12 protein-coding genes are annotated in these 12,654 nt (G+C 60.0%); 11 read left to right on the top strand and 1 reads right to left on the bottom strand.

Features of this window, described 5'->3' with window-relative positions:
- The first annotated feature begins 59 nt into the window (after positions 1-59).
- The 9 genes from flhA (at position 60) to folD (ending at position 8,677) form a co-directional block, all read left to right on the top strand.
- Complete coding sequence (flhA, locus tag ACQZ40_RS02655; protein ID WP_004432552.1) at positions 60-2,147, top strand: flagellar biosynthesis protein FlhA; 2,088 nt, start codon at positions 60-62, stop codon at positions 2,145-2,147.
- A complete protein-coding gene (gene fliR / locus ACQZ40_RS02660; RefSeq protein WP_020812910.1) occupies positions 2,144-2,899 on the top strand; it encodes a flagellar biosynthetic protein FliR in 756 nt (251 codons plus the stop codon). Before flhA ends, fliR begins: the two co-directional genes overlap by 4 nt.
- A 14-nt stretch (positions 2,900-2,913) precedes the next feature.
- Positions 2,914-3,333: a hypothetical protein gene (locus ACQZ40_RS02665; protein WP_004432556.1), complete on the top strand. Its 420-nt coding sequence runs from the start codon at positions 2,914-2,916 to the stop codon at positions 3,331-3,333.
- A gap of 115 nt (positions 3,334-3,448) precedes the next feature.
- On the top strand, positions 3,449-4,006 hold the full coding sequence (locus ACQZ40_RS02670) for a rod-binding protein (RefSeq protein WP_065654443.1): 558 nt from the start codon (positions 3,449-3,451) through the stop codon (positions 4,004-4,006).
- A gap of 29 nt (positions 4,007-4,035) precedes the next feature.
- Positions 4,036-4,404: a hypothetical protein gene (locus ACQZ40_RS02675; protein ID WP_026363659.1), complete on the top strand. Its 369-nt coding sequence runs from the start codon at positions 4,036-4,038 to the stop codon at positions 4,402-4,404.
- Positions 4,404-4,937, top strand: coding sequence for a flagellar basal body-associated FliL family protein (locus tag ACQZ40_RS02680; RefSeq protein WP_448747346.1), 534 nt, complete (start codon positions 4,404-4,406; stop codon positions 4,935-4,937). The genes ACQZ40_RS02675 and ACQZ40_RS02680 overlap by 1 nt, the downstream gene beginning before the upstream one ends.
- Before the next feature lie 201 nt (positions 4,938-5,138).
- Positions 5,139-5,813, top strand: coding sequence for a WecB/TagA/CpsF family glycosyltransferase (locus tag ACQZ40_RS02685; RefSeq protein ID WP_448747347.1), 675 nt, complete (start codon positions 5,139-5,141; stop codon positions 5,811-5,813).
- A 114-nt stretch (positions 5,814-5,927) separates the two neighbouring features.
- Entirely contained in the window at positions 5,928-7,700 is a 1,773-nt protein-coding gene (locus tag ACQZ40_RS02690; RefSeq protein WP_448747348.1) for a hypothetical protein, read from the top strand.
- 77 nt (positions 7,701-7,777) lie between these two features.
- Positions 7,778-8,677: a bifunctional methylenetetrahydrofolate dehydrogenase/methenyltetrahydrofolate cyclohydrolase FolD gene (folD, locus tag ACQZ40_RS02695; protein WP_448747349.1), complete on the top strand. Its 900-nt coding sequence runs from the start codon at positions 7,778-7,780 to the stop codon at positions 8,675-8,677.
- 196 nt (positions 8,678-8,873) lie between these two features.
- Here folD and ACQZ40_RS02700 read toward each other — a convergent pair whose 3' ends face one another.
- Complete coding sequence (locus ACQZ40_RS02700; RefSeq protein WP_448747350.1) at positions 8,874-9,899, bottom strand: LacI family DNA-binding transcriptional regulator; 1,026 nt, start codon at positions 9,897-9,899, stop codon at positions 8,874-8,876.
- A 274-nt stretch (positions 9,900-10,173) separates the two neighbouring features.
- Here ACQZ40_RS02700 and ACQZ40_RS02705 point away from each other — a divergent pair, with 274 nt between their 5' ends.
- Together ACQZ40_RS02705 and ACQZ40_RS02710 are read left to right on the top strand one after the other, a co-directional pair.
- Entirely contained in the window at positions 10,174-11,535 is a 1,362-nt protein-coding gene (locus ACQZ40_RS02705) for an ABC transporter substrate-binding protein (RefSeq protein WP_020812904.1), read from the top strand.
- 105 nt (positions 11,536-11,640) lie between these two features.
- Positions 11,641-12,654, top strand: a complete 1,014-nt coding sequence (locus ACQZ40_RS02710; protein ID WP_004432574.1) for a carbohydrate ABC transporter permease — start codon at positions 11,641-11,643, stop codon at positions 12,652-12,654.

Below are 12,654 nucleotides of genomic sequence, written 5' to 3' on the forward strand. Positions count from 1 at the left end.
TTACGGAACCGTGCGACGGCTTTTCCGTCGCCCTTCTCATGAAGAGACAGGACGAATTTATGGCGCAACCACCAGTCATCTCCCTGCCCAAGGTCAGTCCGAGCACGCGTGACATCGGTTTCGCACTGGGCATCGTGGCGATCCTCTGCGTTCTCTTCCTGCCCATTCCGGTCATGCTGGTGGATATCGGTCTGGCCTTTTCGATTGCGCTTTCGGTCCTCATCCTCATGGTGGCGCTCTGGATTCAGCGGCCGCTGGATTTCTCGTCCTTCCCGACCGTGCTGCTGATCGCGACGATGATCCGCCTGTCGCTGAACATCGCGACGACGCGCGTTATCCTCTCCCACGGCAATGAAGGGCCGACGGCGGCGGGCGGGGTGATTGCGGGCTTCTCCAGCCTCGTCATGTCCGGCGATTTCGTGATCGGTCTGATCGTCTTCCTGATCCTGATCACCGTCAACTTCATCGTCATCACCAAGGGTGCGACGCGTATCGCCGAAGTCGGCGCACGTTTCACCCTGGACGCCATTCCCGGCAAGCAGATGTCGATCGATGCGGATTTGTCCGCCGGCATCATCGACGAAAAGGAAGCGCAGCGCCGCCGCCGCGAGCTGGAAGAGGAAAGCTCCTTCTTCGGCTCGATGGACGGCGCCTCGAAATTCGTGCGCGGCGACGCCATTGCCGGCCTCATCATCACCGCGATCAATATTTTCGGCGGCATCATCATCGGTTATTTCCGCCACGGCATGCCCATTGGCGAAGCGGCCGACGTTTTCGTCAAGCTTTCGGTCGGTGACGGTATCGTCTCGCAGATCCCGGCCCTGATCGTATCGCTGGCCGCCGGCCTTCTGGTCTCGCGCGGCGGCACCGCCGGCTCGACGGACCAGGCGGTCGTCAACCAGCTGAGCGGTTATCCGCGCGCGCTGATGGTCTCGGCCATGCTGATGGGACTGCTCGCCATCATTCCGGGCCTTCCCTTCCTGCCCTTCATCTTCCTCGGCGGCATCATGGCCTTCGGCAGCTGGTATATTCCGCGCCAGGCGGAGGCCGAAAGCGCGCTGCGGCGTCAGGAAGAGGAGAACAAGGTTCTGCAGACCACCGAGGCGGAAAAGGATTCGGTCAAGCAGGTGCTGAAGACGGCCGAGATCGAACTGGCGCTCGGCAAGCAGGTTTCCACCCGCCTTCTCGGGGCGCATCAGGAACTGGCCTTCCGCGTCGGCAAGATGCGCAAAAAATTCGCGACCCAATACGGTTTCGTCGTACCCGAGATCAAGGTTTCCGACGACATCATGATCCCGGAAAAAGCCTATCAGATTCGCGTTCACGGCACGACCATCGCATCCAGCAACCTGCGCGTCGGCGACGTGCTGGTCGTGACCGGGGCAGGGCGCAAGCCGAGCATTCCCGGCGACGAAATCCGCGAACCCGCTTTCGGCATGCCCGCCGTCTCCATTCTTGAGACCTTCACCGAGGATCTGAAGCGCGAAGGCTTCCATCCGATCGACAACGTCTCCGTGGTGCTGACGCATCTGAGCGAAGTCATCCGCAACAACCTGCCGCAGCTCCTGTCCTACAAGGACGTCAAAATCCTCATCGACAGGCTCGATCCGGAATACAAGAAGCTGGCCGACGAGATTTGCTCCTCGCACATGTCCTATTCCGGCCTGCAGGCGGTGCTGAAACTGCTGCTCGCCGAGCGCGTCTCAATCCGCAACCTGCATCTCATTCTCGAAGCGGTCGCCGAACTTGCGCCGCATGTGCGCAAGACGGAACAGATCGTCGAACATGTGCGGGTGCGCATGTCGCAGCAGCTCTGCGGCGATCTTGCCGACAATGGCGTGTTGCGCGTCCTGCGCCTCGGCAACAAATGGGACATGGTCTTCCATCAGGCGCTGAAGCGCGACCAGAAGGGCGAAATCGTCGAATTCGACATCGATCCCCGCCATCTTGAGGAGTTTTCCGAGCAGGCATCCAAAGTTATCCGTGAATTCATGGATCGCGGCCTGCCCTTTGTCCTTGTAACCTCGCCGGAAACGCGGTCCTATGTGCGCATGATTATCGAGCGACTCTTTGCGACCCTGCCGGTTCTTTCGCATGTGGAACTGGCCAAGGGTCTCGAGATCAAGATTCTGGGCGCCATTTCATGATAACCGACCCGCAGGGGACAATCATTGCATTGTTCCTTGCCATCTGCCGTATCGGCGCATGCTTCATGACCATGCCGGGCTTTTCAAGCTCGCGCATTTCGCCGCAGATTCGCATGCTTCTGTGCGTCGCGGTGTCCATGGCGCTTCTGCCCGTGCTGTGGGACACGATCTATCCGAAAGTTTCCGGCGCAAGCCAGGGCACGGTCGTCGGCCTCATCTTCACAGAGGTCGTCATCGGTTCGATGTATGGCCTGATCGCGCGGTTCTACACCCTCGGTTTCCAGTTCACCGGTGCGCTCATCGGCGCTTCCATCGGTCTCAGTGCGCCGGGCGGGGCCGATGTGATCGAAGACGTGCAGGAAAACCAGATATCCAACTTCATCACCTTCGGCGGCCTGCTGGTTCTGTTCATATTCGATTTCCACCACATCGTCCTCAAGGCGCTGGTGGATTCCTACACCGCCACGCCGGTCGGCGCGCTGATCAGCGGCCAGAAGATGCTGATTACGCTGACCGATACGCTCAGAGCCTCTTTTTCGATCATGCTGCGGCTTGCCAGCCCCTTCGTGATTTACGGCTTGATGTTCAACGTCGCGGTCGGCCTCATCAACAAGCTCGCGCCGCAGATTCCGGTCTTCTTTATCTCGACACCCTTCGTTCTCGCGGGTGGTCTTTTCATGCTTTACCTGTCGGTCGCGGCCCTCATCCGCCAATTCGTGGATGGTTTCGGGCCCGTCTTCATCGGCTTTTGATCGGGGGAAATGCGATGGCTTCGGACAAGCGCTCGGCCAAACTCAAGCGTCTGGTAACAGTCCAGCGGCACATGGAAAAAATGGCCGAGGTGGAACTGGCCGATACCACCCGCACACGGGCGGAAGTTGCGCAATCCATGGAGAACGTGCTGGAGGCCATGAGTTCCATGGAACCGGTGCACCAGACATTTTCCCGGCACTATTCGGACCGCTACGGCCGTCTCGTCGTCCAGGACCGCCAGCTTGAAGGCGTTCAGCAATTTCAGGAAAACAAGGTCCTGAAGGAAAAGACCAAGGCTGACCGGCTGGAGGACAGGATGCACCTTGCGCGCGATCTAGAGGACCGCGAGGCCGACGATAATGCAATCTATGATTTGTTAGAAATTACGAATGTTTCCCACACACCAGCCTCCAGCAAGGTTGGCGATCCATAGTCTGTCCCATTGTTGCATCGCGGGCGTTTTTGACGACGTCTCCGGCGATGTTTCTTGATGGAGCGGATGCGCCGGCTTTCTGTGCCGCCCATTCGTCAGCTCGGGAGATCTGGACGTGGCGATATCGGTGATAAGTGATCTGGTGATGGATGTGGTTCGCGCTGCGGACCCCCAGGAAGTTCAGGTCGCCCAGGAAAAACTCAAGGCGAACAAGGCGGCTTTTGCCGCAACCAGCCTTGCCGATGCCGGCAAGGGCTTTGGCGCCGCGGTCGACATGCTGGATGGCGCCTCCTCGAAGGCCGGTCTCGGCGACACCAATATTCGCGCGGCCCGCACCGAAATCCCGGAAACATACCGTAAATATGAAGCCTCGGTGCTCCAGACCTTCGTGGCCAACATGCTGCCGAAAGACAGCGAGGAAGTTTACGGCAAGGGCAATGCCGGCGAGATCTGGAAGAGCATGATGGCCGAACAGTTTGCCGACACGATTTCCAGAAATGGCGGCGTCGGCATCGCGGAACAGGCTTACAAGGATGCGCTTCGGAAGGCTGAAAGCAAAGGCATTACCGACGTATCGATGAATGAAAAAGACAATAATGCTGCAATTCGGATGGTGGCGGAGTTCGAGCGGCAGGTCCTCGGCGTTTCCAATGAGAAAACGGACGAGGCTTGAGAATGAAAAACCTTAACGAGGAGACAAGCATGGACCTTATGTCGAACGACCACCGTATCCAATCCGTTCTCGGCCGCCTTGAGATGATCATCGACAACGAGAACGACAATATCGGTAAGGACCCCCAGTTCGATTTCAAGGTCTCCAACGCCCACAAGAGCCGTTGCCTCTATGAGCTGACGATGCTGTTCCGCGATACGCCGCGCGAGGAAATCGCCGCCGGTTACATGGAGCAGGTCAAGGGCATCAAGTCCAAGCTCGCCACCAATGCCAGCCGCGTCGAGGCGCATCTGAATGCGGTTCGCGCGGTCGCGGACCTCTTGAAGAACGCGATCCAGGAAGCCGATACGGACGGCACCTATTCGCAGGAACAGTTCATGTACGGCGCAGCCTCCTGATGTTGAAGCTTCTTCTCACTGGCGTCTGGGTTTGCGCCGTCACGCTCGGCGCGGTGTATTTCTCCGTCCAGTTGGCGACGGCGCCCGCGCCGGATGAGGCGGGGGCGAAAAAGGCCAATCTGCAACTGGTCAAGGGCGAAAGCATCACGATCCCCGTCATCAATGATGGCGGGGTAAACGGCTATTTCCTCAGCCGCATTTCGCTGCGCGTCGACAAGACCAAGATGGCGAAGATCGAGCTGCCGGCAACGCAGTTGATGACCGATGAACTGTTCACGCTGCTTGCGGGTTCTTCCATGGTCAATATCGCCAATATTTCCACCTTCGATCCCGAAGCCTTCAAGCAGCGCATCCGCGAGGGGCTGAACAAAAGGCTCGATGACGAGGTGGTCGAGGACGTGCTGATTGAACAGCTCGATTATCTGTCGAAAGCCGACATCCGCGAGCAGAACAGCAATGGCACGCCCCGTTCGGTCAAGCTCGTCGAGGGCGAGAAGGCCGAAGCCGGCAAAGAAGCGGCGCCAAGCCACTGACGACCAGCAGGCGAGGGGCGTCGGCCGGATAGGGGTGCGGAGCATCCTTCTGGTTAATTATCTCTTGCAGTATCCCCAGGCATTCTAGAGATTGCTTTCAAGCTAAATTCAACCTCCACCTGTATAACAAGCCCATGAACCACCATCCCGCAGACCATGCATTGGATCGGTGGCGATGGGTTTGGCATTTGGGGGTTGGCAATGAGTTTCGCGTCAGGTTTCGCGCGGCCGGAATCGCAACGGAATATCCACGGACTGCGCGTCTGTGATCTCGACTGGAATGGGGCGCTGGAATTGGTCAGCGGCAGGGCGTCTGCCTGTGAAGGACACACGATGCTGTCCTTTCTCACCATCGAAAAGGCGAAGCTTTCGCTCAGGGACAACGTCTACCGGCAGATTCTGGAAAGCTGCCTGCTTCTGCCGCAGGGCAAGGCAATGAGGGTCGCCGCGCGCAGCGAGAATGGTGAGCCTTTGTCTGCGCCCATCGACGGCGTCGCCTTTGTGATGGCGCTTCTGACCTATATGGCCGTGCCGAAGCGTATCGGTGTGGCGGGAGATGATGCGGCGCAGATCGGCGAAGTTCTCGCCAGGTTGCGGGCGCACGCGCCCTGGCACGATTTCGTCATGCTGAACCGCGATGCATCGGGCGTCAAGGTGGATATTCTGCTGGCGGGAATGTCGAAGGAAAACCAGGAGACATGGCTGCACCGCACCGTCAGCCGTGAGAATGCACGGGTCACCATCGCGGTTGGCCCGCTGTTCAAGGTCCTGTCTTCGGAAGTGGCCGGCATGCCGGAAATTTTCCGCAAGCTTCACATGAGCTGGCTCTACAGCCTCTGCGCCGAACCCTGGCACATCGCGCTCGGCAAGAGCTGATGCCGTTCTCGCAGGCGTTGCGTTAACCATTTGTTTGCCACGATCCTTTAACCTCTCGTAAGGTTTTGACAGTCGCCCGTTACGGGCGGCACCGAGGGCGGCAGACGGCTTCAGATGGTTGATGACAATCCGGACATGATGGCGATCCGCCCTGACGAGGATGATGTCGCTGTGCCCGTATCGCAATGGCGCAGACATTGTCGGCGGCTCCTGACGTCCGGCTGCATCGCCGCCGCCACCGTTGCCGGGGCTGCCCTTCCGCTTCTGCTCGTCGATTCGGGCTTTCGCGGTTATGTTTCGCAGGCCCGGATCGAGGTCTCCCAGACCGCTTACGATGCCCCCGATGCTGCCCGTTTTCTCGCGATGGCGCGTCGTACCCTGCTTTCACCCTCCGGGCTCGACCGTATAACCGCCGATCTCAAGCTGAAGTCCGCCGATATGGTCGGCGTTCGCAATCAGGGTGAGCTTGGCCTGCTTTTCGACCTTCTGACCGGCGCGGATGCGCGTCCGCTATCCGAGCGCGAGGCGCTGAACGGTGCGGTGGGCGAAGCGATCCGGCTGGAACTCACTCCGGATGAAAATACGCTGATCGTGACCGGCAAGGCCGCAACGCCGGAAACCGCCATGCGGCTGACCGATTATCTTTCGATGCGCGTGATCGCCGATGGCAAGGCCGGCACCATGACGCCCGCCATGCGCGAGACGGAGAGGGCGCGGACAAGGCTCGATGAGGCGGAAGCCGCGCTGAACGGTTTCCAGATGCGCCACGGTGATGCCGTGATGGCCGAGGCGCAGCAACTCGAACAGCAGCTGCGCGACGTAAACGACAATCTGGCGCGAACCACCCGGCAGCAAGTGTCCGTTCAGGCCGATCTGACGGCGGCTTCAGCGCTGAAGCCGAATGATGTCTTTGCGAAGCCTCTGCCGGCCGGCGTGGGTTTTTCGGCGCTTGAGGATATCAGGCAGAAGTACTCGACCGCCAGCATGGCGCTTGCTGCGGTTTCGGTCGATTACGGCCCGAAACACCCCCGCCGCATCGCCGCCCAGAATGCGGTGGATGCCGCACAGGCGCTTGCCGCCCCCGCATTGCGGCAATTGCTGGAAGGCCTGCGGGCGGATGAAAAGCGCATCTCTCAGGAGATCGCGACCGCCAATGGCGAGCAAAAGAAATACCTTGACCGCCTGAGCGAACTCGGTGTCGCCCCCGGCGAGTTCTCCAGATTGCAGGGCGAACTGGAAACGGCGCGAAATGTCTATCTCGAGGCAAGCGAGCGCCGCGACCTCTCCGCATCCGCCACGCCCGCGGTCGAGACCCGTTTGGTGAAAAAGGCCGCCCCCGGCGAGTTGACCCGCGATCTGACGCAAGCTGCCATGCTGGCGGGCGGCGGTGCATTGATCGGCCTGATGGGCAGTCTTTATCTCCTGAGCTACCGTCGCCATGACGAGGAAGAGGAGGGTGCATTGCTCATTGAAGCGGGTGCGCAACTTCCATCCTCCGTCGAGCCGCCGGTCGAGTCTCTGCAGATTTCCGAATTCGAACCGATCGAGCCGGCTGTGTTCGACGATCTGCCGGACGTCGCCGCCGAGGACATCAAGCCGGAGGAAGACGGCTTTGCCGATTATTACGGCGAGGCCGTCAATGACGACGACGACATGCCGCTGGACGAGCGCGTGCGGCAGGTCCTGATGGGCAACCGCACGGTCAGGAGTGCTGATCCGGCCTCTTCCGGACTTCCACCGCTTCTGGCCGAAGCCTTGGCCGGGGACTTCGACCATGCCCAGGCCGAAGCTGAGGAACTGATGGAATTGCGACGCGAACTGGCGTTCCTGAGAGAGCGTCTTGCCGATTACGCCGATCGCCGCGAAGACTACCGCAAAACAGCCTGAAAACGCCGCATTTTCGCTTGCATTCCTGCGAAGGGGGCACCATACGGAGCCTACGTAACCCAGCAGGAGCAGGACGCATGGCAGTTGTGATTGACGGGAAGGCGAAGGCGGCTTCGGTAACGGAGGCGGTCCGCAAATCGGCAGAAGCGCTTGAGGCGGAAAAGGGCGTAAAGCCCGGTCTCGCGGTTGTCATCGTCGGAAACGATCCGGCCAGCCATGCCTACGTGAACTCCAAGAGCAAGATGGCCAAGCAATGCGGTTTCAACTCCATCCAGCACACGCTGCCGGAGGAAACCACGCAGGCCGCACTCCTCAAGCTGGTAGGCGAACTGAACACCGACGCTTCCATTCACGGCATTCTGGTGCAGCTGCCGCTGCCGAAACACTTCAATTCCGATGAGATCATCCAGTCGATCCTGCCCGAGAAGGATGTGGATGGCTTGAGCGTGCTGAATGCCGGTAAGCTCGCGACCGGCGATCTCGCAACCGGTCTCATTTCTTGCACGCCTGCCGGCGCCATGCTTCTGGTGCGCGGCATTCACGGCGAAGACCTCTCCGGTCTCAACGCCGTGGTCATCGGCCGCTCCAACCTGTTCGGCAAGCCGATGGGCCAACTTCTGCTGAATGCCAATGCCACGGTGACCATGGCGCATTCACGCACCAAGGATCTGGCCGGCATCTGCAAGACGGCGGATATTCTCGTCGCGGCGGTCGGCCGCGCGGCGATGGTGAAGGGCGATTGGGTAAAGCCCGGCGCGACGGTCATCGATGTCGGCATCAACCGCATTCCGGCGCCGGAAAAAGGCGAAGGCAAGTCGAAGCTGGTGGGCGATGTCGCCTATGACGAGGCGAGCGCCGTTGCCGCCGCCATCACGCCCGTTCCGGGCGGCGTCGGCCCGATGACGATCGCCATGTTGATGGCCAACACCGTCATCGCCGCCCATCGCGCGCAGGGACAGGCTGCGCCGAAGTTTTAAGCCTGTCGCGTTCAATCGAACTACACGGCACAGCGATTTTTGTGCGCTGCGCCCTCACTTCCGTCATTCCGGCCTTGAGCCGGAATCCAGCCGACGCGCGTCTGCGCGGCGAGACGACTCTTTTCAGCCCAAGGACTTGGGCTGGCTGGATACCGGCTCAAGGCCGGTATGACGGCCGGGGGATGGAGGCCAGCCTTTACGTTTTCGGAGCCGGCCCCGTCGAGGCGCGCACCACAAGTTCCGCCTTCCAGAGTTCCTGATGCGGTTCCGTGTGGTTCAGCTTGATGCGATTGATCAGGCGTTGGCCCACGCGCACCCCGGCCGCCCGGAGTGATGAGCGGGTGGTGGTCAGCGGCACGGAGAAATTATCGGGCTTCAAAAGTGGCAGCACGTCGTCATGGGCGATCAGCGAAATATCCTTGCCGGGTTTCAAGCCCCGCTGGTTGAGCGAACGGATCGCGCCGAGCGCAAGCGCGGTACTGGCGCACAGAATAGCGGTCGGTTTTTCCGGGCGTGACAGTAAGGCCTCCATGCCGAGATAACCTTCCTCATCGGTCATGCTGCTGTGTCTCTTGTTGTTCGCATGCAATGTCAGGCCATTTGCCGAAAGCGCCTTTTCCACCCCGAGACAGCGCCGGTAGGTGAAATCATAACCCTCCGGACCGTTCAGAAGCCCGATCCGCGTATGGCCAAGCTGGAGGAGAAGCTGGGTCGCATCGCGGAACGCACCCTCATTGTCCACGTCGAGATAGGGATAATCCTCCTCCACGCCAACGGAGCGGCCATGCACGAGGAAGGGCAGGGAGAGCGATTGCATCATGGCGATGCGCGGGTCGTTCTTCTTCATATAGGCGAGATAGATGCCATCGACGCTGCCGCTTGCGGCGAGCCCCCGCAGGGCTTCGCGCTCTTTTTCCGGCTCGGTCGGCATGATCACGAGATGAAAGCCGCTGCGTGATGCCTCCTCACCGAGACCGCTCAGGAATTCGCCGAAATGCACGTCGGAACGGTGATGCTCGCCAATCGGCATGACAAGCCCGATGGAGCCGACCTTACCTGTCGCCAGCCGTTGCGCGGCCGCATTCGGGCGATAGCCTGTCTTTTCGGCAGCCTCCATGACGCGGCGGCGCGTTTCGGCGCTGACTTCCGGATAGCCGTTGAGCGCCCTGCTGATGGTCGTCTGCGAAATGCCAAGCAGTTGCGACAACTGTTTCAGGTTCATGTCTCTCATTTCCTCCATGCGCGCGCCCGAGAATACGGCAAAGCCTCTCCTCAATTCCCAAAGCGCTTTAGATTTTTACCAGTCTCCACCGCATTTCTCAATCGAAAAGGATAGCCGCCTTCCGAATTAAATATGACTATTCATAGGGCGCTGCAACGTTTCCGCAGAAAGAGCCTCTTGACTCCGTCTTAATGACAATGAGATGAATAGGCAGCCAAAGCGCTTTGATTGGAGAGGACGCTTTGAGCCTTTTATGTGATGGGAGGTAAATCACATGCAGAAGACTCTTTTGGCGACGGCCGCCGTCATGGCTTTGCTGTCCGGTGCGGCCTTTGCCGCCGACCTGAAGTTTGCACCCGGCGGCGACGCCAAGTTCAACTGGAAAAGCTACGAGGACTTCAAAGCGGCCCATGCCGACCTGAAAGGCCAGACGCTGACGATTTTCGGCCCGTGGCGCGGTGAAGACGAGGCCCTGTTCCAGTCGGTGCTTGCCTATTTCGCCGATGCGACCGGCGTGAACGTCCGTTATTCCTCGTCGGAAAATTACGAGCAGCAGATCGTCATCGATACGCAGGCCGGCTCGCCCCCCAATATCGCCATTCTGCCGCAGCCCGGCCTTCTGGCCGATCTGGCCGCCAAGGGCTTCCTCGTGCCGCTCGGCGACAAGACCGCCGACTGGGTCAAGGAAAATTACGGCGCGGGCCAGTCCTGGGTCGATCTCGGCAGCTACAAGGGCAAGGACGGCAACAAGGCCTATTTCGCCTTCCCTTTCAAGGCGGATGTGAAGTCGCTCGTCTGGTACGTGCCTGAGAACTTCGAGGAAGCGGGCTACAAGGTGCCCGAGAGCATGGAAGACCTGTTCAAGCTGACGGACCAGATCGTTGCCGATGGCGGCACGCCCTGGTGCATCGGTCTCGGTTCCGGCGGGGCAACCGGCTGGCCGGCAACGGACTGGGTGGAAGACCTGATGCTGCGCACCCAGCCGCTCGACGTTTATCAAAAATGGACGACCAACGAGGTCAAATTCACTGATCCGGCCGTGGTCGAGGCGATTAACGAATTCGGCAAATTCGCCAAGAACGAAAAATATGTGAGCGGCGGCGTCGCGGCCGTGGCCTCCACCGACTTCCGCGACAGCCCCAAGGGCCTCTTCGACATTCCGCCGAAGTGCTACCTGCACCATCAGGCGTCGTTCATTCCGTCCTTCTTCCCGGAAGGCACCAAAGTGGGGACGGATGCGGATTTCTTCTACATGCCGACTTACGCGTCCAAGCCTGACCTCGGCAAGCCGGTTCTCGGTGCCGGCACGCTGGTCACCATCACCAAGGAAGCGCCTGCCGCCAAGGCATTCGTCGAATTCCTGCAGACCCCGATCGCCCATGAAGTGTGGATGGCGCAGTCCAGCTTCCTCACGCCCTATAAGGGTGTGAATGTCGATGCCTATGCCAATGAGCAGATGAAGCGACAGGGCGAAATCCTGACGACCGCGACAAGCTTCGGCTTCGATGGTTCCGACCTCATGCCCGGCAAGATCGGTGCCGGTGCATTCTGGACCGGCATGATCGATTTCGTCGGCGGCAAGTCCGCCGATCAGGTCGCGAGCGATATCCAGAAGGCCTGGGACGGCCTGAAGTAAAGATATCGGATCAGGCCCGGCGGTTTGCTGCCGGGCCCTTACCAAGGGCGCTGCCCCGACGACCGCATAAATCAGCGCGGCGCGGAGAGGATCAAGGGAGGGAACATGGCTCAACAACTCGTTTCGGCCATCGGCGTGATGGTGGCGGGGGTCTTTGCCTGCGCTGCTTATTACTGGCTATCCGACAAGGTGCTTCAGGCGATCTTTCCGGTCCGCTCGGGAGACGTGCTGCAGGCATCCCGCAACCTCAATCGCCGCGCGGCGGTCCGGCCCTGGCTGTTCATCGGCCCGGCTTTGATCCTCCTGCTGGTCTATCTGGTCTACCCCGTCATCGCCACGCTGATCCTGTCCTTCTATGACCGGACCGGCAGCGAATTCGTCGGTCTTGCCAATTATCGCTGGGCGTTTTTCGATGCCGGTTTCCGGCAGTCGATCTTCAACAATATCCTTTGGCTCGCCGTCGTGCCGGCCGCCTGCACCTTTTTCGGCCTCGTCATCGCCGTCATGACCGACCGCATCTGGTGGGGCAATATCGCCAAATCCATCGTCTTCATGCCGATGGCGATCTCCTTCGTCGGTGCCTCCGTCATCTGGAAATTCATCTATGAATACCGTGCCGAAGGGCAGGTGCAGATCGGCCTCTTGAACGCCATCGTCGAGTTTTTCGGCGGCAATCCCGAAGTCTGGATTTCCATGCCCTTCTGGAACAATTTCTTCCTGATGATCATCCTCATCTGGATCCAGACCGGTTTCGCCATGGTCATCCTGTCGGCGGCGCTGCGCGGCATCCCTGAAGAAACCATCGAGGCGGCCGTCATCGACGGGGCCAATGGCTGGCAGATCTTCTGGAAGATCATGGTTCCGCAAATCTGGGGCACCATCGCCGTCGTCTGGACGACGATCACCATTCTCGTGCTCAAGGTCTTCGATATCGTGCTGACCATGACCAACGGCCAATGGAACACCATGGTCCTCGCCAATCTCATGTTCGACTGGATGTTCCGCGGCGGTGGCGACAGCGGCCGAAGTGCGGTCATCGCGCTCATCATCATGGCGGCCGTCACCCCCATCATGGTCTGGAACATCCGCCAGGCGAACCGTGAGATGGAGGGCCGCTGA

The sequence above is a fragment of the Agrobacterium sp. 16-172Ci genome, from assembly GCF_053522725.1.

Bases quoted from the DNA above. Each gene is read 5' to 3' on its own strand.
- ACQZ40_RS02690 (WP_448747348.1), top strand. From the start codon at position 5,928: ATGGTTGATGACAATCCGGACATGATGGCGATCCGCCCTGACGAGGAT.
- ACQZ40_RS02685 (WP_448747347.1), top strand. From the start codon at position 5,139: ATGAGTTTCGCGTCAGGTTTCGCGCGGCCGGAATCGCAACGGAATATC.
- ACQZ40_RS02665 (WP_004432556.1), top strand. From the start codon at position 2,914: ATGGCTTCGGACAAGCGCTCGGCCAAACTCAAGCGTCTGGTAACAGTC.
- ACQZ40_RS02700 (WP_448747350.1), bottom strand. From the start codon at position 9,899: ATGAACCTGAAACAGTTGTCGCAACTGCTTGGCATTTCGCAGACGACC.
- ACQZ40_RS02705 (WP_020812904.1), top strand. From the start codon at position 10,174: ATGCAGAAGACTCTTTTGGCGACGGCCGCCGTCATGGCTTTGCTGTCC.
- folD (WP_448747349.1), top strand. From the start codon at position 7,778: ATGGCAGTTGTGATTGACGGGAAGGCGAAGGCGGCTTCGGTAACGGAG.
- ACQZ40_RS02710 (WP_004432574.1), top strand. From the start codon at position 11,641: ATGGCTCAACAACTCGTTTCGGCCATCGGCGTGATGGTGGCGGGGGTC.
- flhA (WP_004432552.1), top strand. From the start codon at position 60: ATGGCGCAACCACCAGTCATCTCCCTGCCCAAGGTCAGTCCGAGCACG.
- fliR (WP_020812910.1), top strand. From the start codon at position 2,144: ATGATAACCGACCCGCAGGGGACAATCATTGCATTGTTCCTTGCCATC.
- ACQZ40_RS02675 (WP_026363659.1), top strand. From the start codon at position 4,036: ATGGACCTTATGTCGAACGACCACCGTATCCAATCCGTTCTCGGCCGC.
- ACQZ40_RS02680 (WP_448747346.1), top strand. From the start codon at position 4,404: ATGTTGAAGCTTCTTCTCACTGGCGTCTGGGTTTGCGCCGTCACGCTC.